The organism is Streptomyces sp. NPDC058371 (assembly GCF_042723265.1).
Lineage (GTDB): Bacteria > Actinomycetota > Actinomycetes > Streptomycetales > Streptomycetaceae > Streptomyces.
The window spans coordinates 483,942-509,946 of sequence record NZ_JBHXJC010000004.1; the positions used below are offsets into that span (position 1 = coordinate 483,942).

Genomic DNA, 26,005 nt, shown 5'->3' on the forward strand with positions numbered 1-26,005 from the left:
TCAGTTGACGGAACGTCACCCGGGCCCATGGGTACACGAGTCAGGAATGCGAGCACCGGTGCAGAAAATACGGCCTCGGCGCACAGGCAAGCAGACGGCCTCCACAGGGGGAGCCACCGGCGACGCCGCAGGCTCCGCGGGCAGGGGTCGCCCCGCCCACGTACGCAACCGGCTCATCGTCGCCGTGGCCGTCGTGGCGGCCGCCGTCGCCGGCGCGGGCGCGCCGAGCGTCCTCGCCGCCTCCGGACAACTCAGTGACTCCCAGGATCTGGTGACGCTGGCGCGGGAGACGCAGGAGGCGCTCACCCTCGCCCACTCCCTGGCGGACGAACGGGACGAGGTCACCTCGTACATCGCCGCCGGCCGGCCCAGGACGAAGGCGCCCTCCGAGCAGCGCAGCGCCCGAGTGGACCGCCAGGTTGAGGAGTTGCGGGCCGACACCGACGCCCCGGCCGCGCTCCGCAAGGACCTCGACTCCATCGCCGCCGTACGCAGAGCGGCGCTCACCGGCAAGAGCAGTGCTCTCGAAGCGCACCAGGCGTACTCCCTCGCCATCACCGAACTCCACAATCTCGCCGAGGAACTCGCCGAGCGGCTGCCGCCCCGCGCGGGCTCCGGCGCATACGCCCAGGCCGAGCTCGACACCGCCGTCCAGCAGGCCGCCGCCACCCGCGGACTGCTTCTCGCGGCCCTCAGCGTCCCGCGGTCCACCCAGACCGCCATCGACCCGGCCACCGGTCTGCCGACCACCACGAGCAGCTCGTCGGACACCGACACCAAGCAGCGCAACGCAATAAGTTCCGCCGCCCAGCAGGCCCGGCTCCGTTCCGACGCCGCCCTCTCCGGCTTCCGCGAGACCGCACCGAAGACCGCCCGCGCCTCGTACGACTCCACGGTCAACGGGCCCGACGTCGCCGACGCGGACAAGTACCTCGCCACCCTCACCGACCAGCCGACGCTCTCCGACGCCGAGCTCGGCACCAGCACCAAGAAGCTGGACGCGGCCCTGTCCGCCCGCGTCGAGCTGATGCGCGGCGCCGAGGCCTCGCTCAACGACCGCCGCACCAAGGACCTCGCGCAGCTGCGCGACGACGACGTCACCGCGCTGGAGCTCCGCGTCGCCCTCCTCGGCGGGCTGCTGCTCGTCGCCCTCGGCGTCGCCACGGCCATGGCCCGCACCCTGACCCGCCCGCTGGTCGTGCTGCGCATCGGCTCGGCCCGGCTCGCCGGCGACCCGGCCGCGCAGGAGCCGGTCAAGTTCACCGGCCGCAACGACGAGTTCGCCCAGGTCGTGCGCTCCGTCAACACCCTGCACGCGCATGCCGCCGCGCTCCACGAGCGGTTGACGACCCTCGAGACCGACCGCAAGCACCTCATAGGCAAACGGCAGACGATGGCCGACGAGCGGGACCGGCTGCGCGCCGAACTCGCCGCGGCCGCCGGCCACCTGGAGCAGGTGCGGCACAGCATCCACGGCACCTTCGTCAACCTGGCGCTGCGCACCCTCGGTCTCGTCGAGCGGCAACTGGCCGTCATCGAGCACCTCGAAGAGCGCGAGCAGGACCCGGACCGCCTCTCCACCCTCTTCAAGCTCGACCACTTCGCCACCGTGATGCGCCGGCACAGCGAGAACCTCCTGGTCCTCGCCGGCGCCGAACACATCCAGCAGCACGCGGGCCCGGTCCCGCTCGTCGACGTCGTCCGCGCCGCGGTCAGCGAGATCGAGCGGTACGAGCGGGTCCGGATCTCCGCGCTGCCGCCGCACGCGCACCTCGCCGGGTTCGCCGCCGACGACCTGAGCCACCTGGTGGCCGAACTGCTGGAGAACGCGACCTCGTTCTCGCCGCCCGACATGACCGTCGAGGTCTCCGGGTGGCTCCTGGAGAGCGGCGAGGTGATGCTCTCCGTGCAGGACGAGGGCATCGGCATGACCGCCGAGCGGATGGACCAGCTCAACACCCGGCTCGCCGGCTTCGATCCGGAGGACACGTACGACGAGGAGAGCGGCGACGGGCTCGGGCTCGGCCTGTACGTGGTGGCCCGCCTCGCCCACCGGCACGGCGTACGGGTGCGGCTGCGCGAGCAGAAGCAGGGCGGGGTCGCCGCGGTCGTCGTACTGCCCAAGGGACTGCTCGCCGCCGCGCCCGGTGTCGCCGGGCCGGTGGCCACGCCCGTCGTCGGGGGCGCGCCCGCGCTGTCCCTGCCGGGAGTGGACGCCGAGGCCAACTCCAATGTCCTGCACGGCCGTTCGACGGTGGCCGCGCCGGAACCGGCCGCTTCCGGCGACTCCCCGGCCCCGGCTGACGGCGCCGTCGACGCGGACCCGCTGATCGCGGCCGCCGAGCAGGCGGTACGGGAGCGGGGCGCGCACGAGGACGCCGTACGCGAGCCGGCCGCCGCCCCGGAGCGGCGCGAGCCGACCGCCGTCCCGGAGGGCCGAGAGCCGACCGCCCAGGAGCGCCGCGAGCCGGCCGCCCCGGACGCCCGCGAGCGCGCTGTCCCCGCCGATGACGAGCGCGCCGTCCCCGCGGACGACGAGCGCGCCACCCCCGCGGAGGACGTACGCGAACCATCCTTCGCCGCGGACGACGTGCGCGCGCCCGCCGCCGATCCGGACCCGCACGAGCCCGTCGCCGCAACCGCGGGCCCGGGCGAAGAGGCCGTATGCGAGGGCACCGTCCCCGCGTTCGAGACGCCCTCCGAGACCACCATGGAGCTCCTGGCCCCGGAGCCGCCGTCGGACGACCCCGACGCCGCCGGCGCCGAGACGGCTCCCGATGGCGAAGCGGAACCCGACGCCGAGCCCGCTCCGCAGGCCGAACCCGAGCCCCCCACGGGCGTCGGCCTTCCCGCCCAGACCACCACCGATCCCTACGCCATCGGCCCCGACACCCACGACCGTGTCGAGGACGAGCCGGAGCGGATCACCGCCAAGGGTCTGCCCAAGCGCACGCCGAAGATCTCGGCACCCGCGCCGGCCCCGAAGCCACGCGCCGGTGGCGTGGACGCCGAAGCCCTGCGCCGCAGGCTCGGCGGGTTCCACCGCGGCGCACAGGACGGCCGCCGCGACGTCGAGGCGGAGATCGCCGAAGAGACGTCGGGGACCAGGGCGCCCGAGACGGACGCCGTGTCCACGGCAGCAGACGTACCAGTCACGGGGGGCACAGTCGAGGAGGCAAGCAGTTGACCGCGTCCAGTACCTTCGGACTGAGCAGTGAAGCCCGCAATCTGCACTGGTTGTTGACGAATCTCGTCGAGGAGGTGCCGGGCCTGCTGTCGGTCGCGGTGGTCTCCTCCGACGGCCTGCTGCTGATCTCCTCCGACCCCGGCAGGAACGCGCAGGCCCGGACGGCCCCGGTCGACCGCCCGACCGGTCCCAAGGGATCGTCGGCCGACCTGGCCACCGTCGTCTCCGGCATCGGCAGCCTCACCCTCGGCGCTGCCAAGCTGATGGACGGCGGAGGCGTCAAGCAGACGATGGTCGCGATGGAAGAGGGCAGCCTCTTCGTCATGTCGATCAGCGACGGCTCCCTGCTCGGTGTGCACGGCTCCCCGGACTGCGACATGAGCGTGGTGGCGTACCACATGGCGCTCTTCGTCGGCCGCGCCGGACATGTGCTGACCCCCGAACTGCGCAGTGAACTCCGAAAATCCCTGGAGACCGAGTCGACGGGGAGTGCCCGATGAGTACGCCCAGGCTTCCGGTCCGCGGCGGCGACCGCAAACCCGCCCGTGTACGCCCCTATTCGCTCACCGGCGGCCGCACCCGCTTCGGGCACGTGCTGCTCGTCGAGACGTTCGTGGCGGCGCTCGAAGCCCCCGAGGAGCGCCGGGAGTTGACCAACGGCTCGCTCGAAACCCGGGTGATGCCCGAGATGCGGGCCATCGTCGAACTCTGCCGCCGGATGCGCACGGTGGCCGAGATCGCCGCGCTGCTGAAGATGCCGCTCGGCGTGGTCCGCGTCCTGCTCAGCGACCTGGCGGACCAGGGAAAGATCCGTGTGTACGGAACCGGTCACGGCCCGGGACAGCCGGACCGCGCTCTGCTGGAAAGGGTGCTGAGTGGACTCCGTCGTCTCTGACGCCACCACTGGTGTCTCCCCGGACGTCACCCCCGACGTCGCTCGACTCATCGAACCCGACGAGGAGTTGAAGGCCTGGCAGACGGACCGGACGCGCGCCCCGATCGCCACGAAGATCGTGGTGGCGGGCGGCTTCGGCGTCGGCAAGACCACCCTCGTCACCGCGGTCTCCGAGATCACGCCCCTCCAGACGGAGGCGCTGATGACCCGGGCCAGCGAGGACACCGACGACCTCAGCGCCACGCCGCAGAAGCTGACCACCACGGTGGCCATGGACTTCGGGCGCATCACGCTCGACGACGACCTGGTGCTCTATCTCTTCGGCACACCGGGCCAGCAGCGGTTCTGGTTCATGTGGGACGACCTGGTGCGCGGGGCGATCGGCGCGGTGGTCCTGGCGGACACCCGCCGGCTGTCCGACTGCTTCCCGGCGCTCGACTACTTCGAGAGCTGCGGACTGCCGTACGTGGTCGCGGTCAACCACTTCGACGGCAGCGAGCGGTTCGAGCCGGACGACGTGCGTGAGGCCCTCACGGTGCCCGCACACATACCTGTCATGATCATGGACGCTCGGCGCCGGATCTCCGTCGTGGAGACCCTGCTGGCCCTGGTCGGCCACGCCCTCGACGTCAGCCCCGAATAACGCCTACGCACCGCCGCACAGTTAGGGACCCGCATGCGGAAGATACTCGTCGTCGGAGCCGGTCAGTCCGGACTCCAGCTCGCCCTCGGCCTCCAGTCGCACGGGTACGAGGTCACCCTGATGTCCAACCGGACGGCGGACGAGATCCGGTCCGGCCGGGTCATGTCGACGCAGTGCATGTTCGACACGGCACTCCAGCACGAGCGCGATCTCCAGCTGAACTTCTGGGAGTCCCAGGCCCCGAAGATCGAAGGGCTCGGCGTCTCGGTCGCCGGTCCGGAGTCCCAGCGCGTGATCGACTGGGTCGGCAAGCTCGACGGGTACGCCCAGTCCGTGGACCAGCGGGTGAAGATGGCCGGCTGGATGGAGACGTTCGCCCAGCGCGGCGGCCAGCTCGTCATCCACGGCGCCGCGGTCTCCGACCTCGACTACTTCGCCCGTACGTACGACCTCGTGCTCGTCTCGGCCGGCAAGGGCGAGCTGGTCTCCATGTTCGGCCGGGACGCCGCGCGCTCCCCGTACGCCGAGCCGCAGCGCGCGCTGGCCGTCTCCTACGTCCACGGACTGGGCCCGCGCCCCGAGCACCCCGAGTACGACGCGGTCCGCTGCAACCTGGTCCCCGGTGTCGGCGAGCTGTTCATCATGCCGACCCTCACCACCTCGGGCCGCGCGGACATCCTGTTCTGGGAGGGCATACCCGGCGGCCCGCTGGACGTCTTCCGGGGCGTCAAGGACCCGGCCGAGCACCTCTCCCTGACCCTGGAACTCATGGAGCGGTTCACGCCCTGGGAGTACGCGCGGGCCACCAAGGTCGAACTGACCGACGCGAACGGCACGTTGTCCGGCCGGTACGCCCCCACCGTCCGCAACCCGATCGGCCGGCTGCCCGGCGGCGGTCTCGTCCTGGGTGTGGCGGACGTGGTCGTGGCGAACGACCCGATCACCGGCCAGGGCTCCAACTCGGCCGCCAAGTGCGCCGCTTCGTACCTCGCCTCGATCCTGGAGCAGGGCGACAAGCCCTTCGACGAGACGTGGATGCGGTCGGCCTTCGACCGCTACTGGGACACCGCCCAGCACGTCACCAAGTGGACCAACGCGATGCTCGGCGTGCCGCCGGAGCACGTCCTGAACCTGATCGGCGCCGCCGGTGAACTCCAGCCGGTCGCCGACCGGTTCGCCAACGGCTTCAACGACCCGGCGGACTTTGAGAACTTCTTCTACGAGCCGGCGAAGACCGAGGCCTACCTCGGGTCCGTGGCGGGTTCGGTCAAGGCGTAGCCCTCGTCGGATCCGTCCGCGGCCGCCCGCGGGAGCCTCGGCGGCGCGTACCGCCGCAGGGGCTTCCCGGCCGGGTCCGGCCGGACCGCGCCCAGCACGGGATTGGCCGCGATCGGCGACACCTTGATGTGCGCGCCGGGCCGCGGCGCCTGCACCACCATCCCGTCGCCCAGATACAGGGCGACATGCGTGGCCTCGGGGAAGTAGATCACCAGATCCCCGGGGCGCAGCTTGCTCAGCGGGATCCGCGGCAGCCGTGCCCACTGCTCCTGGCTGGTGCGGGGGATGGGCCGCCCGGCGTGCTCCCACGCCTGCGAGGTCAGCCCCGAGCAGTCGTACGACTTCGGGCCCTCGGCACCCCATTCGTAGGGCTTGCCGAGCTGCCGTACGGCATACCGCAGCGCCTTGCCGCCCTCCTGTGACGGGGTGCGCCGGCTGCTGAGCGCGCCGGAGGCCATGAACCGCTTCTGGGCCTTCGCCGTCCCCGTCTTCTCCAGCTCGGCCAGCCTGGTCAGCTGGTCGGCGGTGAGCGAGGCGAGCAGCTCCTCGACCTCCTTCAGCCGTTCGCGCACGGCGTCGCGGTCCTTCTTCTGCCGTGCGGCGAGGACGAGCCGGCCGTCCAGTGCCTTGCGTGCCGCGCGCGCGAGCCGGTCGGTCGTCCGCTCGTTGCCGGCCAGCCGGCCCACGGTCTCGGCCCGCTCCTGGGCCACCTGCCCGATCACATGCCCCTCGTCGAGCGCGTGCTGCGGATCGCGGGCGAGCAGCAGCCGCACGTACGGGGAGATCTCGCTGCTGTTCTGGTACTGCTGCCGGGCCAGCCGGCCGGCGGCGCCCCGGCTGTCGTGCAGGGACAGCCGCGCCTTGGCGAGCTCCCCGTCCAGCTTGGCGACCTCGGTCCGCTGCTTCTTCAGCAGTTCCTCGGTCGCGTTGTACGTCTCGGTGGCCTGTTCGGCCCCCCGGTACAGCTTCTGAAGCTCCGTCAGCAGTTCGGCGACGGACCGGCCGCCGGGCGCACCGAGGGCCGCGGGCGAGTCGGCGTCGGGATCCGGTACGGCCAGGGCGGGCGCGGGCACGAGCAGCGCACCGGCCGTCACCGCCGCCGTACAGACCAGACGCAGAAGCCTTCCTGACACGTCATCACCTCCGGAGCGAGGACGGTCTTTCCGTCCCGCACCGTGAGGATCAGATGCCTGCGCGCGGTCCGCGCGCGGAAGGTGGGCCCTTCGGCCCAACCAGGTCACTCGTCGGCGTCGTCCGGCTTGCCGGTCGGCGTGGCGCCGTGCACGGTGCCCTCCTCGCCGTCGGGCTTCGACCACGGCCATTTCAGGCCGCCGCCCTGCTTGCCTGTCGGGTCGTACGTGTACTTCCACCCCTGGTGCAGTCCCAGCCGGCTCTGTTTCGCCTGGACCCGGCGGTAGACGAGGACGGTCGCCGGGCCGCCGGCGGCGTCCGGGACCGGGACCCGGTAGACCTTCGGCGGGTGCCCGGTCAGGCCGAGCAGGACGGGCAGCACGCGGCCGTCCAGGGGGCCGCCCTCGAAGGGGGTGTCTTGGCTCTTCACGTCTCCAGTGTCACAGCAGGTGCGCCGCGTCGCCGACCACGGGCAGCACTCGCCGGACCAGCGAGCCCACGGGACCGTCCGCGGACTCCAGGGCCAGCGCGGCCCGCACCACGGCGGCGGCCTGCGGATCCCGGCCCGCGCTCACCGTGAGCACCGCCACGAACTGCTCGACGAGCCAGTCGCGCAGCTCGTCCAGCGGGGGTTCCTTGTCCTCGTCCAGCCAGATGAGCGAGGCGGCCTCGACGGCCGTGATCCACATCCGTACGGTCATGCGCAGGCGCGGGCCGGGCTCGGCCACCTCCAGATGACTGAGGATGTGCTCGGCGGCCCCTCGCCTGACCCCGTCCACGATGGCCGTGGTCCGCGACGTCTCGACGACGCTGCCACCCTGGAGCAGAGCGCTGAACCCGGCGTCGTGCTGGTCGACGAAGGCGAGGTACCGGTCGAGTGCCCGCGACAGCCGTCGGGTCAGCGGACCCTCAGGAGGCTCCGCGAAGCACTGCTCGAGCTCCTCGGCGGCGGACCGCAGTGCGGCCTCGTACAACTGCTGCTTGCCGCCCGGGAAGTACCGGTAGACCAGCGGACGCGACACCCCGGCCGCCTCCGCCACGTCGTCGAGCGAGACCTCCTCGGGCGCGCGGTGCGCGAAGAGGGACAGCGCCGCGTCGAGCAGCTGACTGCGCCGCTCCTCGACACTGAGCCGCCGGTACGCCGGGGTGGAAGCCTGCGAGGTCATGTCGGGCAGCGTAGCCGGGCCCGGCGGCCGGGCGGCGACGGTGTGGCCTGGACTGATCGCCGGCGTCCGGTCGCGTCCGCTCAGGCCAGCAGCCCCGAGGACCTCCACAGTCGTCGTCCGACGCCCCGCAGGACCCCGATGTCGTCCAGGAAGTCGGTCAGCCGCTTCGCGCCGGTCTGCATCACCTCGCGGCGGTGACCGCTGGCCTGCACCTGGGCGATGGCCTCGCGCCTGTCGAGGCCCACGTTCGGATAGACGTCGGGGTTCACGAACGCGAGCGAGAAGACCCGGGCGAACTCGCCCGAGGTGACCCGGGTGAACTCCTGGGACCAGCGCGGCGCCGTCACCATCTGGCGCCGCAGCTCCTCACGGGCGTACCGGACATGGCGTGCCTCCTCCACGACGTGGATGCGGGTGACCCCGCGGACGAGGGGCTGGACGCGCTCGTCCGGGAACGTCAGCCGCTGCATCCAGTCGAGCACCTCCTCGCCGAGCAGCGTGGCCGTGAACGAACCGGGCGTCGTGGAGACGGTCTTGAAGAGGCGGCCCAGGTTCTGGTGGGCCCGGCTGACCGGGTAGTACGGCGTTCCGCCCCGGCTGATCAGCCGCGCGAACATCTTCGAGTGCCGGCACTCGTCCTCGATCTCGGTGAGCGCGTACCGCACGTGCGCGCTCGTCGCCGCCTTGTCGTAGATGTGCCGTACCAGCAGCTGCATCAGGATGATCTCGAACCAGATCCCGAGCGAGGCGAGCGCCGCGGCCTCGTGCTGCGAGAGGGCGATCCGCTGTTCCTCGCTCATCCGCTTCCACAGCGGGGTGCCGTACAGCGACACCAGCTCCGGCGGCCAGAACCACTTGCCCGGCTCGAACGGAGCGTCCCAGTCCAGCTCCTTGTCCGGGTCGAAGGAGTGCTTGGCGGAAGAGTCGAGCAGGCGCTCGGCCACCTGCTCCCGGTCCTTGAGCAGGCCGAGCGCATCGCGCAGACCATCGATCAGTCCGTCGTCCGTGACGGTCGTCATGACTGTTCCCACCTCGTCGTACCGGATGGACAGGGGCCGGACACCTACGAGTTACCGGCGGTCATGTCTTATGAGACTGCTTGTCAGCAAGCCCGTCAATCCCTCGTGCGCGACTTGTTGACCCCGCGTCTACCTCGTGTGAGCCTGCGGGGTATGCCGACACATGAGCTCTACGCCATGGACCCGGGAGACCCCCTCTGGCAGGTGCCCGCCTCGGGGGCGGCACGCTTCAGCTGGGAGTACGACGACGGACGCGACCGGCTGCTGGCCCTGTACCAGAAGGGCAAGGACAAGCAGTGGGACGGCAACAAGCGGATCGACTGGGAGCTGGAGGTCGATCCCTACGACCCGCTCGGCACACCCGACGAGGCGCTGAACCTGTACGGGACGCCGCACTGGGCGAAGATGACCGACCGGGACAAGGGCGAGCTGCGCCGGCACTACGCCTCCTGGCAGTTCAGCCAGTTCCTGCACGGCGAGCAGGGCGCGATGGTCTGCGCCGCCCGGATCGTGGAGTCTGTCCCCGACCTGGACGCCAAGTTCTACTCGGCCACCCAGACCATGGACGAGGCGCGGCACGCGGAGATCTACACCCGCTTCCTGCACGAGAAGATCGGGATGGTCTACCCGATCAACCACGATCTCCAGTCGCTGCTCGGCGACACCCTGCGCGACTCACGCTGGGACATGCCGTACCTCGGGATGCAGGTGCTCATCGAGGGCCTGGCGCTCGCCGCCTTCGGCATGATCCGCGACACCACGGACAAGCCGCTGCCCAAGCAGATCCTGGCCTACGTCATGCAGGACGAGGCCCGCCATGTCGCCTTCGGCCGCATGGCCCTGCGCGACTACTACAAACAGCTCTCCGACGCCGAACGCCGCGAGCGGGAGGAATTCGTCATCGAGGGCTGCTATTTGATGCGGGACCGCCTCCGCGGCATCGAGGTCCTGGAGAATTTCGGCATCCCCAAGGCCGAGGCGGAGGAATACAGTGAGCGGTCCGAATTCCTGCATCTGTTCCGTCAGTTGCTCTTCAGCCGCATTGTCCCTTGCGTCAAGGACATCGGACTGTGGGGAAAACGCCTCCAGCAGGCATACGTGGACATGGGCGTCTTCGAGATGGGAAATTCGAATCTCGATCTCCTCATGGCGCAGGACGAGGAGATCGCCGAGCAGCTCGACGCCGAGCGCTTCGCGGCGGAGGAGAAGGAGCGGGTCGCGGAGGTGACGGAGGCGATCGAGTCGGGCGCTGGATCGTAGCCGTACGGCCCGCGGAGCCCGCCCGGACGCCCCGCCGGCCGGCGCGTGGGTTTGTTCCGCACCACGGGCCGGCCGGGCCTGGACCGGGAGATCAGTCGTTGGTGACCGTGGTGCTCTTGTCGACGTCCACGCTCTTGCCACAGCGGTTGTAGTTCGCCTGCTGGTCGCTGGACGTGCTGGCCGTGCCGCCCTCGCCGCCGGTGGCCGTGCCGTCCGCGGACGGCGTGCTGCTCCCCGAGCCGCCGGTGCCCTCCAGGCCAAGACCGCCGAGGCCGAGGCTGCCGAGCGCCTCCCCGAGCAGCCCGCTGCCGCCGGGAGAGGCGACCAGGCTCAGGTTGACCGGGTTGTTGCAGAAGGTCGACACGGGACCGTTCGTCGTGTCCTGAGGGGCGGCCAGGGCCTCCCCGCCGATTCCGAACGATCCCAGGACGAGAACACAAGTGGCCGCGATACGGTACGTGATTTTCATCGATTCCGCCTAGCGCTGAGGGGGGTCGGTTGAGGGCGCCGCGAAGGGCGTACCCCGAATTCTCGACGGCCCGCGTCGTCAAATCCCGACCGCAGCGCGGTCAATGTGCCGGTTCACCCGTGCAGCTACAAAGTATCGGCTATACGGCCCTGCAATTCCCTCAGATTCCCGGACCGTTGGTCGCCGTCATCGCGGCCGGGGGCCGCTCCTGGACGGCCACCGGCTCGGCCACCCCCGCCGGGAACGACGTCCGCAGCGTGAACGCGTACGCAGTGGGTCCGTGCGAGCGCAGATGGACCAGGCGCTGCTCCGCCTCCGCGACCGTCGGGCGGTGCCCCGCCGGCACCCACCACAGGGCGGTGACCGCCTCCCGCAGCTGCTCGAACCACTCGCGGCGGCGGGCCAGCAGCTCGCGGTGCTGCCCCTGGTACATGAAGGCCGTCAGGGCGTCCGGGTCACGCCAGGTGGTCATGTTGATGATCAGCCAGTCGTCCCCGAAGACCGGGACGTCCGTCGCGTTGCCCGAGTCGCTCTGCAGCCGCCAGACGAAGCCGTCCGACCTGTCCGCGGCCTCGTTCACGGGGTCGAGCGCTGTCACGAAGTCCTTCAACTGCGGTGAGTCCAGAGGGGCCTTGAGGCGGGCGATATTGACCTGGGCCAGCTCGTACGCGGCCGTCGACGCGGCGGATTCCGTCATGCACGGAACGTTAGGTCGGTCCGGGCCCATTCCTCCACCCCCGTCTCAGGCACCGGGCAACGGCCCGCGCCGCCCGGGCCTCACGAGTCGAGCACCGCCTCCATCACCGCCCTGGCGATCGGTGCCGCGTCCCCGCCGCCGCTGATGTCCCCGCGGCGCGCCGACGCGTCCTCCACCACCACCGCGACCGCCACCGCGGGCTGCATCGCGTCGTCCGCCTGGGCCCAGGAGATGAACCAGGCGTACGGCGTACCGGAGTTGCCGATGCCGTGCTGGGCGGTGCCGGTCTTGCCGCCGACCGTCGCCCCGGGGATCGCGGCATTCGCGCCGGTCCCCTCCTTCACCACGTTCGTCATCATTTCCCGCAACTGCACGGCGGTCGACGGCCGCATCGCCTGATGCAGCGTCCTCGTCCCCTTCGTGGCCACCGTGGTACCGGACCTCGTGGTCGTCCGCTCCACCAGATAGGGCGACTTGACCGAGCCGCCGCCCGCCACGGCCGCCGAGATCATCGCCATCTGCAACGGCGTCGCCCGGGTGTCGAACTGCCCGATGGACGACAGCGCCAGCTGCGCCTTGTCCAGCCGGGTGTCGAAATTGCTCGGCGCGACGGCGAACGGAATCCGCAGCCCCCGGTCGTTGAAGCCGAAGCGCGCCGCCGAGTCCGTCATGTCGTGCAGTCCGACGTCCACACCGAGCTTCGCGAACACCGTGTTGCAGGACCACTCGAAGGCGTAGCGCAGAGAGGCGTTCTCGCAGCCGTCGACCTCGTTCGTCAGCCGGGTGTTCGTGCCCGGCAGGGTGTACGGGTCCGGTGACTTCGTCGATGCGTCGAGATCCGCCACCACACCCGAGTCCAGCGCCGCGGCCGCCGTCACCACCTTGAACGTCGAACCCGGCGGATAGGTCTGCCGGATGGCCCGGTTCAGCATCGGCTTCGCTTCGTCCCCGTTCAGCCGGGACCACGCCTCCGTGACCGCCGAGCCCGTCCCGGACAGCGCCTGCGGGTCGTACGACGGAGCGGTGACCAGCGCGAGGATCCTGCCGGTGGCAGGTTCGAGTGCCGCCACCGCGCCCCGCCGCGAGCCCAGCCCCTCGTACGCCGCCTGCTGCGCGGCCGCGTTGATGGTGGTGACGACCCGGCCGCCCGGGTTCTGGGCCCGGGTGACGTCGTTCCACAGGGGGAGCGGCGCCAGCATCGGGTCGGTGCCCGCGAGGACGCCGTCCTCCGTGTTCTCCAGCAGGCTCGTCCCGTACAGCTGCGAGGCGAAGCCGGTGACCGGCGCGTACAACGGCCCGTTGCGGTACGTCCGTTCGTAGCGCAGCTGCTCGCCGGTGTCCTTGGATCCGGTGACCGGCTTGCCGCTGACGACGATGTTCCCGCGCGGCTGGCCGTAACGGGCGATCGTCCCGCGGCGGTTGGCGGGGTTGTCGTCGTAGGAGCCGGCCTGGAAGACCTGGACGCGGGCGGCGTTCACGAGGAGGGCGACGAGCAGCACGGCGCACAGTGCGGTCGCCCTGCGGATGTACCGGGTCATGGCGCCGTCGTCCCGTCGTACTGGCTGCGGGCGGAATCACTGATCTTGATGAGCAGCGCCACGATGATCCAGTTGGTGACGACGGAGGAGCCGCCCTGGGCCAGGAACGGCATCGCCATGCCCGTGAGCGGGATCAGACCGGTCACCCCGCCCGCGATCACGAAGACCTGCAGCGCCACGATCGAGGCGAGACCGATCGCCAGGAGCCGCCCGAAGGGGTCGCGCAGCGCGAGGCCCGCCCGGAAACCGCGCTCCACGAGGAGGGCGTACAGGAGGAAGACCGCGCAGAGGCCCGCCAGGCCCAGCTCCTCGCCCGCGGTCGCCAGGATGAAGTCGGACTTGGCGGCGAAGCCGATGAGGATCGAGTGCCCGAGCCCGAGGCCGGTGCCGAGCATGCCGCCCGCGGCGAACGCGAAGAGGGACTGGGCGAGTTGGTTCGGTCCCTGGCCCGCGTCGATCGAGGCGAAGGGGTGCAACCAGTCCTGGACCCTGCTGTGCACATGGGGCTCCAGCCGGCCGACGGCCACCGCGCCGACGACCGCGAGCAGCAGGCCGACCGCGATCCAGCCGGTGCGGCCCGTGGCGACGTACAGCAGGATCACGAACAGGCCGAAGAAGAGGAGCGAGGTGCCGAGGTCGCGCTCCAGGACCAGGACGCCCACGCTCAGCAGCCAGATCGCCACGATCGGGCCGAGCACACGTCCGGTGGGGAGCTGCAGCCGCCTGAACCGCCAGATCTGGCGGCCCGAGTACGCGAGGGCGTGCCGGTTGGCGGCCAGATAGCCGGCGAAGAAGACCGCGAGCAGCACCTTCGCGAACTCGCCCGGCTGGAAGGAGAATCCGTCGATCCGGATCCAGATCCGGGCGCCGTTCACGGACGGGAAGAAGATCGGCACGGTGAGCAGCGCGAGCGCGGCGACGACCGAGACGTACGTGTAGCGCTGGAGCACCCGGTGGTCGCGCAGCAGGACGACGACCGCGATGAAGAACGCGATGCCGAGCGTGGACCAGACGAGCTGGGTGGGGGCCGCCTGGTCGTCCGGGGTCTCCAGGTCGAGCCGGTAGATCAGCACCAGGCCCAGGCCGTTGAGCAGGACACCGATGGGCAGCAGCAGCGGGTCGGCGTACGGCGCCCGGAACTGCACGGCGACATGGGCGAGCAGCGCGAGCACGCCGAGCCCGGCGCCGTAACCGGCGGCGCCGGGCGGGACGGTGCCGTTCTTGGCCAGACCGACAGCGCAGTAGCCGCACACGGAGAGCAGGACGGCGACCACGATGAGGCTGAACTCGATGCCACGGCGCCGGGGCAGGCGGACAGCGGGCGGGGTCGGGTCCGCCGCCACGGTCGTTCCGGCCTTGGTCATGTCCGGAACGTAGCAAGCAGGACACCTGATGTCCCGTTATTTCGCGACAATCGGGCCATTGCGGTGGACCTGGCGGGGGGCCCTGTGGTGCCGGTTCAGGACCGGTTCAGGACCGGCTGGGCTGCTGCTCGGCACCGGTTCAGCACCAGCGGGGAGCCGGGCCGATGTTGTCGATGTAGTACGCCGCGCCCCAGGCCCAGGTGCCGTCCGTCAGGAGGTACCAGAGGTTGTTGCCCTCGACCCGCTGGCCGCTCGTCTTGCAGAAGATGTGGACGATCGAGCCGTACGGCGCGGAGCCGATGACCGCGCTGCCGCGGGTCGGCGCGTCGCGCAGCGTCAGACCGCCACGGGCGGTGACGCGGCCCTTGTAGAGGCGGGGGTTGTGGTTGTTCTGGTGGTCCCAGTCGCGACCGTTGTTCCAGTCGCGGCCGTCGTTGTTCGAGTCCTGGTTGTTGTTGTTCCAGTCCTGGCTGTTGCTGTAGCTCTCGGGGGAGCCGTCCGACTCCCAGTCGTCGTCCGCGAGGGCCGGGGTGGTGGTGGCGAGGGTGATGAGGGCGCCGCCGGCGGCGGCTATGCCGAGGCGGGTGAGCGTGGACCGCAGGGCCATGGGGGGCTCCTCCAGAGAAGGGGCGAAGCTGACTAATCGCCACATTAGGAGCGGGCCCGGCGGCACGCCCGCCACACTGCGCCATCGGGAGGCGGGGCTACTCCGTTCCGGCTCGATCGGGTTTGAACGGGCCCGCTACCGGTTGGCTAGGACGCGGTGCCGTTGCCGGTGCCGGTGCCGGTGCCGGTGCCGGTGCCCGTGCCCGCGCCGGTGCCGGTGCCGGTGCCCGTGTCCGTGCCGGTCTCCGTGTCCGTGTCCGTGTCCGTGTCCGTGCCGGTCTCCGGGGGTGCGGCTCCGTCCCGCGGTGGTGTGCTCCCGGGCTCGGAGGGCGGGTCGTCCGTCTGGGGGGCGGTGGTGCTTCCGGTCCGAGGGACGGCGGCGCTTCCGGCCTGAGGGAGCGTCAGCGTCGCCACCGCTCCGCCGTCCGGGGCATTGGCGAACGTGAGCCGCGCCCCCAGCACCTCGGCCTGGCCGAGCGCGATGGTGAGCCCCAGCCCGTGCCCCCGCGCCCCGCCCTCCGTACGGAACCGCTGCGGCCCGTGCGCCACGAGGTACTCCGGGAAGCCGCCGCCGTGGTCCCGCACGGTGACCACTGGCCCGTCGATGCTCAGCACCACCGGGTCCCGGCCGTGCTTGTGGGCGTTGGCCACCAGATTCCCGAGCACCCGTTCGAGCCGTCGCCGGTCCGTCTCCACGCACATGTCCCGGACGACGCGGACCTCGGTGCCCGACCCCCGCGCCACCCGTTCGGCCAGGGGCGCGAGCAGCACCTCGGCCACGTCGAGCCGCTCGCCGCCGGTGTCGAGACGGGAGATCTCCAGCAGGTCCTCGGTGAGCGTGCGCAGGGCGGCCACCCGGTCGCGGACCAGCTCGGTCGGGCGCCCAGCCGGCAACAGCTCGGCCGCCGCGTGCAGCCCCGTCAGCGGGGTGCGCAGCTCGTGCGCCACGTCCGCGGTGAACCGCTGCTCGCTCAGCAGCTTGCCCTGCAGCGTCGACGCCATCGTGTCGAGGGCCCCGGCGACCGCGGCCACCTCGTCCTGCGGCCGCGTCGGATCCTTCGTACGCGGGTCGTCCACCCGGGCGTCCAGGTCGCCCGCGCTGATCCGCCGGGCCACCCGCGCCGTCGCGTGCAGCCGCCGGGTCACCCGTGTCACCGCGAACGCCCCCACGAGCAGCGTCGCGCCGATGGCCAGCGCCGACGACCACAGGATCGCCCCGTCCAGCGCGTCGATGGTGTGGGCGCCCTGCGAGTAGTCGACCTGGACGGCCAGCGCGCGGCCGTCGTCGGCGGGCCCGGCCGCCCACATCGTGGGGTGCGGGTCGTGATCGCCGACCATCGTGCCGCGCCGCCCGTCGGCGGCGAGGCTCTTCAGGCGTGCGGGCAGCCCCGCGAGATCGACACCGGCGCCGGGCGGCAGCCGGTCCCCGGCCTCGTACGACTCCGTCACCTCGGTGAGCCGGGTGAGCGCGCGGTCGCGGGCCTCGCCGACGGTCTGGTTGGTGACCGAGACATGGACCAGCAGGCCGAGAAGCGCGGCGAGAGCGCAGCACATCACCGTGATGAAGGCGGCCGCCTTCCAGGTGAGGGCGGCGGTCCACTGCGGAAGGCTGGGTCTCATGAGGCACTCGCGGACGGAGAGCCGGTGCGTCCCGCGGTCGCGCTGGGCTCCGGGGCCGTGCCGGGCGGCGGGGTCGTGGTGGGTGCCGGGGACGTCGACGGAGGTGACGTACCCACGCGCAGGATCTCGTCGCGCGTCGCCAGCATCGCGTGCTGGTGCACGTCCCACGTCCAGACCGTCCGGTACTCGTACCCCGGCAGCGTCGAGGGCGAGCGGATGATCACGGCACGGCCCGCGAGCTCGACGCTGATCGTGCTGTCCGAGGTCCCCATGATCTGGACCAGCCGGTGGTGCAGGAACGCGTACACCCGCACGGCCAGCTGGTGGTCGGGGAAGCGGATGCCGAGCACCATGTCGTCCTTCCCGTCGCCGGTCAGGTCCCGGTAGTACGCGTGGAGGAGCGGGCACTTGGCGCCGCGTGCGCCCTTCTTGCCGCAGTCATCGAGCTGGTCGACCGTCTCGGCGTACATGGCGTGCGGGCCGCTGTAGTCGTCTGGATGCGCGGCCACCTCGGCGCGCACCACGTCCAGCGGGTCCACGCGGTGGATGTCGTCGCCGGGCGCCGTGACGCCCTTGACCGTCTCGGTGTCCGCCTCCCCGTAGTCGAGGGCGGGCGTCGAGGCGGGCGGCACCTCGGGCCACAGCGTGGTCGGCCCGACCGCGGTCGGTGTGGAGCCGGCGCCCCGCAGGTCACCGGCGTCACCGCAGCCGGCCACGGTCGCCAGCAGGACGGCGACGACTGCGGCGGCCGGCGCGGTACGGGTGCGGCCGGCCGGCCGTGGGGGGTGACCCCCCGAGGGCTCGGGGCGGCGGGGGCGGCTCGGGGTCACTGCGCTCCTGCGTACGGGCCGGTCTCGCCCTCGGAGTGCGCGGTGCACGAGGCCGGCGTGGAGATTGCTGCCGTCGGCGCGGTGACCGTCCCGGCCGGGCCCGCACCCAGACGGTCGGGCGCGGGCACGGCTGGGGGCGGTCGGTCGCCCCCTACACCATATTCGTAGGGAAGTCCTTTTTGTTCGCGTGGGCCGCGCGGTGGCGCGGCCTGCGCCGTGCCGGATGCCTGCCCTACTCGGCGAGCTCCTCCAGGAGGCGGGCCGTGGGGAGGCCGGTGCGCAGATAGTCCACGAACAGTTCGTTGTGCAGGGCCCACGGCGAGCGGCGGGCGCGGATGAGCCGGATCACCTCGTCGGGGGCGCGACCGGCGCGAATGAGGGCGTGCGCCACGACGAGCCCCGAGCGGTTGTAACCGTGATAACAGCGCACCAGCACCCGGCGGCCCTCGTCGAGCGCGTCGCACGCGGCCTGCGCGAGACGGATCACGCCGGTCAGCTGCGTACCGTCCAGGGGGCCGTCCGGGATGGGCCACACATGGTGCTCGACACCGGGGGCCGGACCGTGCCCCGGAAGCCGCAACAACGTCAGGACCAGGTCGAACTCATCGTGTACGACGGCGAATTCCGCCTGTCCGGAGTCTCCCCTGAACTCGTGTCCGCCCATCCACAGGCCGGGCACGATCTCGTTCCAGGGGTCGTCCGGAACCGGCACGTCCGGTAGCTTCCTGCGGGTCCGCAACAACGCCTCCCCCGGGGTGGGGCCAGCTCGGTGCCCCTGCCAAGTCCTCCCAAAGGTAACCGGGTTCTTGCCCCTGGAGCACCCTGCCTGTTCCCATGGTCATGGGGTGATGGTGCATGAGCGGACTGCGCGTCATACCGACCTGGCGGCACGGCCAGGAGCGGCTGTACGTCTGTCTCACGGACGGGAGGAACGTCGCCTGGTACGACAGGGAGACGGCCAGAGTCAATCTGCTCAGCGAGGACCGGCGGGAGGACGTGCTCGATGTGCTCGGTCCCTTTCTGACCGGGCGCGTGACGGTGGGACCGCCGCCCGTGCCCACACCGGCCGAGCTGGCCCGGCTCACGCTCCATCCGGACGACGACCTGGCGCCGAACCGGCCGGGCGAGGCGCTGCTGATCGCCCTCGACCGCGAGCCGGGCGCACCGCACCGGCTGCGTCCCGATCCGCGCCGGCGGGCACTGGTCGCGGAGCAGACCGTGGGGGCGGCGCTCGACGCCCTGGAGGGGGCGGGCTGGCACACGCTGCACTCGCTGCCGCTGCCCGGCGGCGACCGCATCCACCACCTCGTCATCGGCCCCGGCGGCCTCTTCTGCGTCCACACGCTGTACGCCCGTAAGCAACGGGTGGTCGTCAGTGACCCGATGGTCACGCTGGGGCGGCGCGAGCCGTACCCGCTGTTGCGGCGCGTCCGCGCGGACGCCGACCGTGCCTCGTACGCCCTGACGGCCGAGGTCCACCCGGTCCTCGCCCTGTCCGGCCCCGCCGACCTGTCCGTCCCGGCCCCGCTCCGAGCGGTCCGCGTCCTCCAGGACACCGACCTCGACACCCTGTCCCGCCAGGGCGGAGTCCTCAAACCGGCCGACATCGAGGCCCTGCACGCCATGGCCCGCGACCGGGGGACGTGGGCACGGGTGTGACGGGTTCGCCGCCCCACCGGCGCCGGGCGCCAAGGGAGTTGGCGGGAGCGTGCCCACGCGAGCCGGACGCCGGGGCTCAGGGGAGTGCCCCCGCCTGCCCGGAATCGAGCAAGGGCGCCAGGAGATCCCCGTACCGCTCCAGCCGCCCCTCGATGTCCCCGGCAAGAAACACCAGTCCCCCCGGATCCGTACAGCCGACCACCTCGTCCCAGGTGACCGGCGCCGAAACGGAGGGCTCCGCCCGAGCCCGCAACGTATAGGGCGTAGCCGTCGTCTTCCGCGCCGCGTTCTGGCTGAAGTCGACGAACACCTTCCCCGGCCGCAGACTCCGCGTCATCCGATGGGTCACCAGCCCGGCCAACGCCCCCTCCGCCTCCACGGCCAGCCGCTTCGCGTACGCCGTGACGTCCTCGGACGGCGCGGGCGTCAGCCCCGCCAGCAGATGCAGCCCCTTCGACCCCGACGTCTTCGCGTACGCCTCGATCCCGTCGGCCGCGAGCCGCTCCCGGAGCCACAGCGCCACCTCGCAGCACTCGACGATCGTCGCCGGCGCCCCCGGGTCGAGGTCGAGGACCAGCCGGTCGGCGACGCCGGGCTCCGCGATCCGCCACTGGTGGGTGTGGAACTCGGTGACGAGGTTCGCCGCCCACATCAGACTGGCCAGATCCTGGATCAGCACCATGCGCGCCGGCCCCTCCGAACGGGGGACCTCGGCCGTGGTGACCCAGCTGGGCGTACCCGGCGGCACGTTCTTGGCGAAGAAGACCTGACCGTCCGGGCCGTCCGGATAGCGCAGGAAGGACAGCGGCCGGTCGTGCAGGTGCGCCAGCAGGGGGCCCGCGTTCGTCGCGTAGTAGTGCAGCAGCTCGCCCTTGGTGAAGCCGGTCGCCGGATACAGGACCTTCTCCAGATTGCTGAGCGCGAGCCGTCGCCCCTCCACCTCGGTGATCGGCGTCATACGATGAGAATCCCACGAAAATGGGTGATATCGAGCGGAAAGGTGCGGCACGTGCGATCGATATGGAACGGCGCCATCTCCTTCGGCCTGGTCAGCATCCCGATCAAGCTGGTGAACGCCACCGAGAGCCACTCGATCTCCTTCCGCCAGATCCATCTGGCGGACGGCGGCCGCATCCGTTACCGCAAGGTCTGCGAGCTGGAGGACCGCGAGGTCACGACGTCCGAGATCGGCAAGGGCTACCAGGACGCGGACGGCACGATCATCCCGATCACGGACGACGACCTGTCCCAGCTGCCCATCCCGACCGCCAGGACCATCGAGATTGTGGGCTTCGTCCCGGCCGAGCGGATCGATCCCCTCCAGATGGACACGGCGTACTACCTCTCCGCGAACGGCGTCCCCGCCGCCAAGCCGTACACCCTGCTGCGCGAGGCACTCAAGCGCAGCAACAAGGTCGCCATCGCCAAGTTCGCCCTGCGTGGGCGCGAGCGGCTCGGCATGCTGCGGGTCGTCGACGACGTGATCGCCATGCACGGGCTGCTGTGGCCGGACGAGATCCGGGTGCCCGAGGGCGTCGCCCCCGACACGAACGTCACCGTGCGCGACCAGGAACTGGACCTCGCCGACGCCCTGATGGACACCCTCGGCGAGGTCGACCTCGAAGACCTGCACGACGACTACCGCGAGGCCGTCGAGGAACTCATCGCGGCCAAGGCCTCCGGCGAGGAGGCGCCCGGCCCGCCCGCCCGCGAGAAGACCGGCGGCAAGGTCCTCGACCTGATGGCCGCGCTGGAGAAGAGCGTGCGCGCGGCGAAGGAGTCCCGCGGCGAGGGGGCCGAGGGGGCGGCCGGCTCCGCGGACGAGGACACCGCCGCCGAGGTCACGCCCCTGCGGTCCCGCAAGCAGGCCGCCCGCAAGTCGTCCCGTTCGGCCCCCAAGGACGTCGCCGGGAAGAAGTCCACCTCCGCGGCGAAGAAGACGGCGGCCAAGAAGACGGCGTCCGCGAAGAAGACCACGGAGAAGAAGGCGACCGCGGCCAAGAAGACGACCGCGAAGAAGACCACGGCCAAGACCACCGACAAGACGGCCAGGACCACCGCCAGGACGTCGGCCAAGACCGCGGCGAAGAAGGCCGCACCGCGCAAGCGCGCGTCCGCCTGAGCGGTCGCCCGACGCGGTGCGGCGCGAGAACGGCTACCCGACGCGGCGCAGCGCCAGTACGGCGTTGTGGCCGCCGAAGCCGAAGGAGTTGCTCAGCGCGAGGTCACCGAGGGCCGGCAGCGGCCGCGGTGCCTTGGTCACGACGTCCAGGCCGATGGCGTCGTCCTGCTCCTCGCAGCCGATGGTGGGCGGGATGATCCCGTGGTGCAGCGTGAGCACGGTGGCCACGGCCTCCACCCCGCCGGCCGCTCCCTGCAGATGCCCGAGGTGCCCCTTCAGCGCGGTGACCGGAACGGGCCCGTCCAGTACGGCGCGCAGCGCGCTCGCCTCGGCGAGGTCGCCTTCGACGGTGGCGGTGGCGTGGGCGTTGACGTGCACGACGTCGGCGATGCGGCCGCCCGCGTCCCGTACGGCCCGCCGCAGCGCGAGCGCGACCCCGCTGCCGGACGGATCCGGCGCGGCCATGTGGTGCGCGTCCGCGGACAGCCCCCAGCCGGCCGCCTCGCAGTAGATCCGCGCGCCCCGCGCCCGGGCGTGCTCCTCCGACTCCAGCAGCAGGAAGCCGGCGCCTTCCCCGTTCACGAACCCGTCCCGGTCCGCGGCGAAAGGCCGGGAGGGACTGCCTGCCCCGAGGGGATGGTTCGACAGGGCTTTCATGGCGGCGAAGGAGGCCATGATCGCGGGCGTGACGACGGCCTCCGCACCGCCGGCGAGGGCGACGTCGACACGGCCGTACCGGATCCGGTCGATCGCCTGCCCGATGGCCTCGGTGCCCGAGGCACAGGCGCTGGTCACGGTGCGTGCCTCGCCGGTGATGTGCAGCGCGAGGGACACCTGGGACGCGGCCTGCGAGGGCACGGTCATCGGCGTGGTGAGCGGCGAGACGCCCCGCGGCCCCTTCTCGCGCAGTCGCCGGTCGCCGCCCACGAGCACGGAGGCGTCACCGAGGATCGCACCGACGGAGACCCCGACCCGCTCGGGATCGAGCCCGCTCTCGCGCGTACCCGCCTCGTCGAACCCGGCGTCCTGCCAGGCCTCGCGCGCGGCGAGCACCGCGAACTGGGCGGCCCGGTTCATCCGCCGGGCCTGCGGCCGCGGCAGCAGTTCCATGGGGTCCACCGGCACGGTCCCCGCCACCCGCACCGGCAGCTCCGCGAACTCCGCCCCCGCCAACTCCCGTATCCCGCACCGTCCCTCGACGAGCCCCTCCCAGAGCTCCCCGACGCCGACACCGAGCGGGGTGAGGGCCCCGAGCCCGGTCACCACCACGCGTCGCGGCCCCCGCACGGCGGGCTCCGCGGCGGCCCGAGGCCGATGCCGTACGACGTACTCGTGCCGGGCGTCCCCCGAGGCCCGGGCCCGCAGCTCCTCGTCCGAGACGGTCTGCTCGGCGAGACCCTCCGGATCCCGGTGCCACGTCCCCCAGCGCCGGGCGTACGACACCTCCACGGCCCCCGGATCCACGACGCGCAGGACGGAGATCTGATCCCCGTCACGAAATTCCACCGTGCCGAGATCGTCGGAAACGACCTCGGGAATGCGGGCGACGTCCACGCGCCGACAGGCAACGGTGACCTGTCCCGCCCGCCCCAGGACCTCGTCCCGGTCCGTCCCCCCGAGCGGCGGCCGCAGGGTGACCCGAATCAGCTCCGGCGTTTCGGGCACGGTGTGCATGACGACGTACCAGCGGTCGCCGGCGACGTCCTTTTCGGAGAGCGCGAGAAGATCACCGGGAATTACCTCGGCGGCGCTGACGGAATGGGGCTGGACGGGGGTTTCCGAGAAATGGCGCATGACGTGCTGCTCCATGTGGGGGAGGAAAAGGCGGAAATTGCAGTGTGCCTCGCGCGCGCAATACCCTGCCCGCGGCTTCCGGCCCGCCCCCGACTCAACCGGCCGCCTTTCTGGGAAAGTTGAGTGATCAGCCGGTTGAGGCGTGTGCCGAATATCACGATCCGGGCATTTCGGATCTTTAACTCGGACAACTCGGGTCATCCTGGTCAACTCGGGCGGGGCGCCAGGTCCGGAGCGAAGATCCTTTTCGGTGCCGCCAATTCCTCGGACACCGAACGGCCGATCCTGGAAGAGGGGATGTGGGGCGTCGTTCGGAAGGCGGGGGCAGCCCCTTCGCCGTGCGGCTGGAATTCGTGGCTGCGTGGGCGGCCGGGCACCCGAAGATCTGTTTCAGGAGATCAACCGGCACACCTCAGAAAGTCGCCGTGCTCAATTCCGATTACTCGCCGAGCGTCGGCGCAGGAAGGGTCGGACGGTCAGCGAGGCCCACGTGCCGGCCGAGGGGTGCGTGCCGGCCGAGACGTGCGTGCCGGGTGGACCCGTGTTCTCGGGTGAGCCTGCGGTCTCACGTGGACCTGTCTGCTCGCGTGGACCGGTGTTCTCAAGTGGCCCGCGGCGTCAGGTGAGTTCGAGGATGTGCCGGCGAACGGCTTCCGACACGGCCGCCGCCCGGTTGTCGACCCTGAGCTTGCGGTAGATGCGGACGAGGTGGGTCTTGACCGTGGCCTCGCTGAGCACCAGCGCCTCGGCGATGGCGCGGTTGCTGCGGCCCTCGGCCATCAGCCGGACGACCTCGATCTCGCGCCCGGTCAACTCATGGTCAGGACTGACCACTTGGCCGACGAGAGCACCGATGACCTCCGGTGCCAGACCCACGGAACCACTCGCCGCCGTGCGGACCGCCCGGAACAGTTCCTCGGGCGGCCCGGCCTTGGGCACGTAGCCGCGGGCGCCCGCCTCCAACGCGCGGACGACATCGGCCCGTCCGGCATAGCTGGTCAGCAGCACCACCGCCACCTTCGGCGCCGTGACGGCAACCTGCCGGGTGGCCTCCACACCGTCGATTCCGCTCCCCGAACTCCCGAACCGAAGGTCCATCAGCACGACATCGGGCAGCAGCCGAGCGGTCAGCCGGACGGCTTCCTCGCCGCTGCCGACTTCGGCGATCACATCGAGATCCGGTTCACCTTCCAGGAGGGCACGCAGCCCGGCCCGTACCACTCCATGATCGTCCGCGATCAGCACCCGCAGGCGTGCGGCGGTCATCCGGCGGTCACCGGGGTGACGGGTGCGACCGCTCGCAGCCCGGACCCGACGCACACCGTGGCCCGGATGACGGTGCCTCGCCCCGGGCCACTGCTGACCTCGAGATCACCGCCGTATTCGCGAAGTCGAGCCCGGGCAGCGGGCATTCCGAAGCCGCGGCCGGTCCGCGGGGCGGTGGCGAAGACCTCGGCCGGGTCGAACCCGATCCCGTCGTCGGACACTTCGAGGTCCACCTGGCCCGGCTGCCGGCGGAGCGTGACCAGTACGTTCACCGCACGGGCGTGTTCGCGGACGTTCGCCAGCGAGCTCTGCGCGACGCGGAACAGGGCGCCGGCCGCGTGCTCGTCGAGGACGGGCCGGTGCTCGCCGACCGACCGGAACTGCACGCGGGCCGCGGTCCCGTCCCCGGGGAAACGGGCGCACAGCAGCCGCAGCGCACTGTCCAGGCCGGCCTCCGCGACGTCGGCCGGTGTCAGGTCCCGGAGGATCCGCCGCGTCTCGGCGAGGTTGCCGTCCAGTCCTTCGGCCACGGCGCGGACGCGGGTCCGCGCCACCTCCGGCCGCTCCTCCCAGTCCCGTTCGGCGGCCTGGAGCAGCATCAGGCTGCCGGCGAGTTCCTGGGCCAGCGTGTCGTGCAGATCGCGGGCGATACGGGTCCGCTCCGCCAGAACGCCCGCCTGGCGTTGCTGCTTCGCGACCACGTCGCGCGTGTCACGCAGCTCTTCGACCAGGCGCTGACGGGCCGCGGCATCGCGCTGCTGGGCCCGGTAGAGAGCGACGGTTCCCCAGACGGCCGCCACGGGGACGAGCACGACCTCCAGGCCGGACCAACCCTGGGCGCGGATCAACGCCCCACCGAGTACGACGGTGATCGCGGCCAAGGCCGCCAGGGCGGAGCGGCGGCCGAGCACGCGCAGTGCCACACAGGCCAGCGGGACGGAACACCACCCGTAGGCGGGCGTCAGCGGTGCCGGAGAGATGAAGACGAGGGCGCCCCACAGCAGGAGCAGCGACGGGACCCAGGAATCCCGGGCGAGTGGGCCGAGCCGGTCCAGCAACGCCAGGCCGGTCGCGTACACGAGGGCCAGCAGTGCGCTGACGGTCACGAGGTACCAGCACAGCGGGTGATGGAGCCGGGCGAGCTGCGCGAGCGCGCCGCCGAGCACCAGAAAGAACACGACATGCGATACGTGTTCCAGCGAGAGCCTGCTGCCACGAACGGCCGGTGGAGCGCTGTCGGGCACGGCACATCCCTCCGGCGGACTCACCCGATCGGTCAGGCGCCTGAGTTTATCGGCCGCGTGTATGACTCGCGTGAAGAGTGGGGGTGTTTGTTCCCCCAGGTCGGGACAGGGGGAACCCCACCCCCCCCCCCCCCCAACGTTTCAGGGCCCCGGGGGGGGTCCCGCCCAACCCCCCCGTTGGCGTCCCCCTCCCCCCCCAAGCACCAGGGGAAAACCT

24 protein-coding genes are annotated in these 26,005 nt (G+C 71.6%); 8 read left to right on the forward strand and 16 right to left on the reverse strand.

What is annotated here, in order from left to right:
* The first annotated feature begins 58 nt into the window (after nt 1–58).
* Genes ACFWM2_RS16935 through ACFWM2_RS16955 form a run of 5 tightly spaced genes read left to right on the forward strand, consistent with a single transcriptional unit; the run spans nt 59 to nt 6,003 of the window.
* Complete coding sequence (locus tag ACFWM2_RS16935; protein ID WP_383279526.1) at nt 59–3,187, forward strand: nitrate- and nitrite sensing domain-containing protein; 3,129 nt, start codon at nt 59–61, stop codon at nt 3,185–3,187.
* The gene (locus ACFWM2_RS16940; RefSeq protein ID WP_383279529.1) at nt 3,184–3,687 is read left to right on the forward strand and encodes a roadblock/LC7 domain-containing protein; all 504 of its coding nucleotides are present in this window, start codon (nt 3,184–3,186) and stop codon (nt 3,685–3,687) included. The genes ACFWM2_RS16935 and ACFWM2_RS16940 overlap by 4 nt, the downstream gene beginning before the upstream one ends.
* Nucleotides 3,684–4,082, forward strand: coding sequence for a DUF742 domain-containing protein (locus tag ACFWM2_RS16945; protein ID WP_383279531.1), 399 nt, complete (start codon nt 3,684–3,686; stop codon nt 4,080–4,082). Before ACFWM2_RS16940 ends, ACFWM2_RS16945 begins: the two co-directional genes overlap by 4 nt.
* Entirely contained in the window at nt 4,063–4,725 is a 663-nt protein-coding gene (locus ACFWM2_RS16950) for an ATP/GTP-binding protein (protein WP_383279534.1), read from the forward strand. The genes ACFWM2_RS16945 and ACFWM2_RS16950 overlap by 20 nt, the downstream gene beginning before the upstream one ends.
* A gap of 33 nt (nt 4,726–4,758) precedes the next feature.
* The gene (locus tag ACFWM2_RS16955; protein WP_383279537.1) at nt 4,759–6,003 is read left to right on the forward strand and encodes a styrene monooxygenase/indole monooxygenase family protein; all 1,245 of its coding nucleotides are present in this window, start codon (nt 4,759–4,761) and stop codon (nt 6,001–6,003) included.
* Here ACFWM2_RS16955 and ACFWM2_RS16960 read toward each other — a convergent pair.
* The 4 genes from ACFWM2_RS16960 to ACFWM2_RS16975 all read right to left on the reverse strand — a co-directional run bounded on the left by ACFWM2_RS16960 (nt 5,967) and on the right by ACFWM2_RS16975 (nt 9,319).
* Nucleotides 5,967–7,136: an NlpC/P60 family protein gene (locus ACFWM2_RS16960; protein ID WP_383279540.1), complete on the reverse strand. Its 1,170-nt coding sequence runs from the start codon at nt 7,134–7,136 to the stop codon at nt 5,967–5,969. The two genes, ACFWM2_RS16955 and ACFWM2_RS16960, sit on opposite strands and share 37 nt — an antisense overlap.
* A 104-nt stretch (nt 7,137–7,240) precedes the next feature.
* Entirely contained in the window at nt 7,241–7,564 is a 324-nt protein-coding gene (locus tag ACFWM2_RS16965) for a hypothetical protein (RefSeq protein ID WP_383279543.1), read from the reverse strand.
* Nucleotides 7,565–7,574: 10 nt separating this feature from the next.
* Entirely contained in the window at nt 7,575–8,300 is a 726-nt protein-coding gene (locus ACFWM2_RS16970; RefSeq protein WP_383279546.1) for a TetR/AcrR family transcriptional regulator, read from the reverse strand.
* Between the two features lie 80 nt (nt 8,301–8,380).
* Complete coding sequence (locus ACFWM2_RS16975) at nt 8,381–9,319, reverse strand: diiron oxygenase (protein ID WP_383279549.1); 939 nt, start codon at nt 9,317–9,319, stop codon at nt 8,381–8,383.
* A 153-nt stretch (nt 9,320–9,472) separates the two neighbouring features.
* Here ACFWM2_RS16975 and ACFWM2_RS16980 point away from each other — a divergent pair, with 153 nt between their 5' ends.
* Complete coding sequence (locus tag ACFWM2_RS16980; RefSeq protein ID WP_383279552.1) at nt 9,473–10,579, forward strand: ferritin-like domain-containing protein; 1,107 nt, start codon at nt 9,473–9,475, stop codon at nt 10,577–10,579.
* Between the two features lie 91 nt (nt 10,580–10,670).
* On the opposite strand, the gene ACFWM2_RS16985 is transcribed toward ACFWM2_RS16980, so the two are convergent.
* From ACFWM2_RS16985 to ACFWM2_RS17020, 8 genes are all read right to left on the reverse strand, one after another.
* A complete protein-coding gene (locus tag ACFWM2_RS16985; RefSeq protein WP_383279554.1) occupies nt 10,671–11,048 on the reverse strand; it encodes a hypothetical protein in 378 nt (125 codons plus the stop codon).
* Nucleotides 11,049–11,208: 160 nt separating this feature from the next.
* The gene (locus ACFWM2_RS16990; protein WP_383279557.1) at nt 11,209–11,745 is read right to left on the reverse strand and encodes a DUF3291 domain-containing protein; all 537 of its coding nucleotides are present in this window, start codon (nt 11,743–11,745) and stop codon (nt 11,209–11,211) included.
* A gap of 80 nt (nt 11,746–11,825) precedes the next feature.
* On the reverse strand, nt 11,826–13,283 hold the full coding sequence (locus tag ACFWM2_RS16995) for a penicillin-binding transpeptidase domain-containing protein (RefSeq protein ID WP_383279559.1): 1,458 nt from the start codon (nt 13,281–13,283) through the stop codon (nt 11,826–11,828).
* On the reverse strand, nt 13,280–14,647 hold the full coding sequence (locus ACFWM2_RS17000) for an FtsW/RodA/SpoVE family cell cycle protein (RefSeq protein ID WP_383279562.1): 1,368 nt from the start codon (nt 14,645–14,647) through the stop codon (nt 13,280–13,282). Before ACFWM2_RS17000 ends, ACFWM2_RS16995 begins: the two co-directional genes overlap by 4 nt.
* A 139-nt stretch (nt 14,648–14,786) precedes the next feature.
* Complete coding sequence (locus ACFWM2_RS17005; RefSeq protein WP_383279565.1) at nt 14,787–15,254, reverse strand: SH3 domain-containing protein; 468 nt, start codon at nt 15,252–15,254, stop codon at nt 14,787–14,789.
* Between the two features lie 146 nt (nt 15,255–15,400).
* Nucleotides 15,401–16,873, reverse strand: a complete 1,473-nt coding sequence (locus ACFWM2_RS17010; protein WP_383279568.1) for an ATP-binding protein — start codon at nt 16,871–16,873, stop codon at nt 15,401–15,403.
* The gene (locus ACFWM2_RS17015) at nt 16,870–17,703 is read right to left on the reverse strand and encodes a hypothetical protein (protein ID WP_383279571.1); all 834 of its coding nucleotides are present in this window, start codon (nt 17,701–17,703) and stop codon (nt 16,870–16,872) included. Before ACFWM2_RS17015 ends, ACFWM2_RS17010 begins: the two co-directional genes overlap by 4 nt.
* Before the next feature lie 232 nt (nt 17,704–17,935).
* Nucleotides 17,936–18,442 (reverse strand): protein phosphatase, encoded by a 507-nt coding sequence (locus tag ACFWM2_RS17020; protein WP_383279574.1) that lies wholly within the window; start codon nt 18,440–18,442, stop codon nt 17,936–17,938.
* Nucleotides 18,443–18,558: 116 nt separating this feature from the next.
* Here ACFWM2_RS17020 and ACFWM2_RS17025 point away from each other — a divergent pair, with 116 nt between their 5' ends.
* Nucleotides 18,559–19,362, forward strand: a complete 804-nt coding sequence (locus tag ACFWM2_RS17025; protein ID WP_383279577.1) for a nuclease-related domain-containing protein — start codon at nt 18,559–18,561, stop codon at nt 19,360–19,362.
* A gap of 76 nt (nt 19,363–19,438) precedes the next feature.
* Here ACFWM2_RS17025 and ligD read toward each other — a convergent pair whose 3' ends face one another.
* The gene (ligD, locus tag ACFWM2_RS17030) at nt 19,439–20,320 is read right to left on the reverse strand and encodes a non-homologous end-joining DNA ligase (protein ID WP_383279580.1); all 882 of its coding nucleotides are present in this window, start codon (nt 20,318–20,320) and stop codon (nt 19,439–19,441) included.
* Between the two features lie 42 nt (nt 20,321–20,362).
* Here ligD and ACFWM2_RS17035 point away from each other — a divergent pair, with 42 nt between their 5' ends.
* Nucleotides 20,363–21,484 (forward strand): Ku protein, encoded by a 1,122-nt coding sequence (locus tag ACFWM2_RS17035; protein WP_383279583.1) that lies wholly within the window; start codon nt 20,363–20,365, stop codon nt 21,482–21,484.
* A gap of 33 nt (nt 21,485–21,517) precedes the next feature.
* Here the strand turns inward: ACFWM2_RS17035 and ACFWM2_RS17040 are convergent, their stop codons facing one another.
* From ACFWM2_RS17040 to ACFWM2_RS17050, 3 genes are all read right to left on the reverse strand, one after another.
* Nucleotides 21,518–23,293, reverse strand: a complete 1,776-nt coding sequence (locus tag ACFWM2_RS17040; RefSeq protein ID WP_383279586.1) for a beta-ketoacyl-[acyl-carrier-protein] synthase family protein — start codon at nt 23,291–23,293, stop codon at nt 21,518–21,520.
* Nucleotides 23,294–23,896: 603 nt separating this feature from the next.
* A complete protein-coding gene (locus ACFWM2_RS17045; RefSeq protein ID WP_383279589.1) occupies nt 23,897–24,544 on the reverse strand; it encodes a response regulator in 648 nt (215 codons plus the stop codon).
* A complete protein-coding gene (locus ACFWM2_RS17050; protein ID WP_383279592.1) occupies nt 24,541–25,788 on the reverse strand; it encodes a sensor histidine kinase in 1,248 nt (415 codons plus the stop codon). Before ACFWM2_RS17050 ends, ACFWM2_RS17045 begins: the two co-directional genes overlap by 4 nt.
* Between the last annotated feature and the right edge of the window lie 217 nt (nt 25,789–26,005).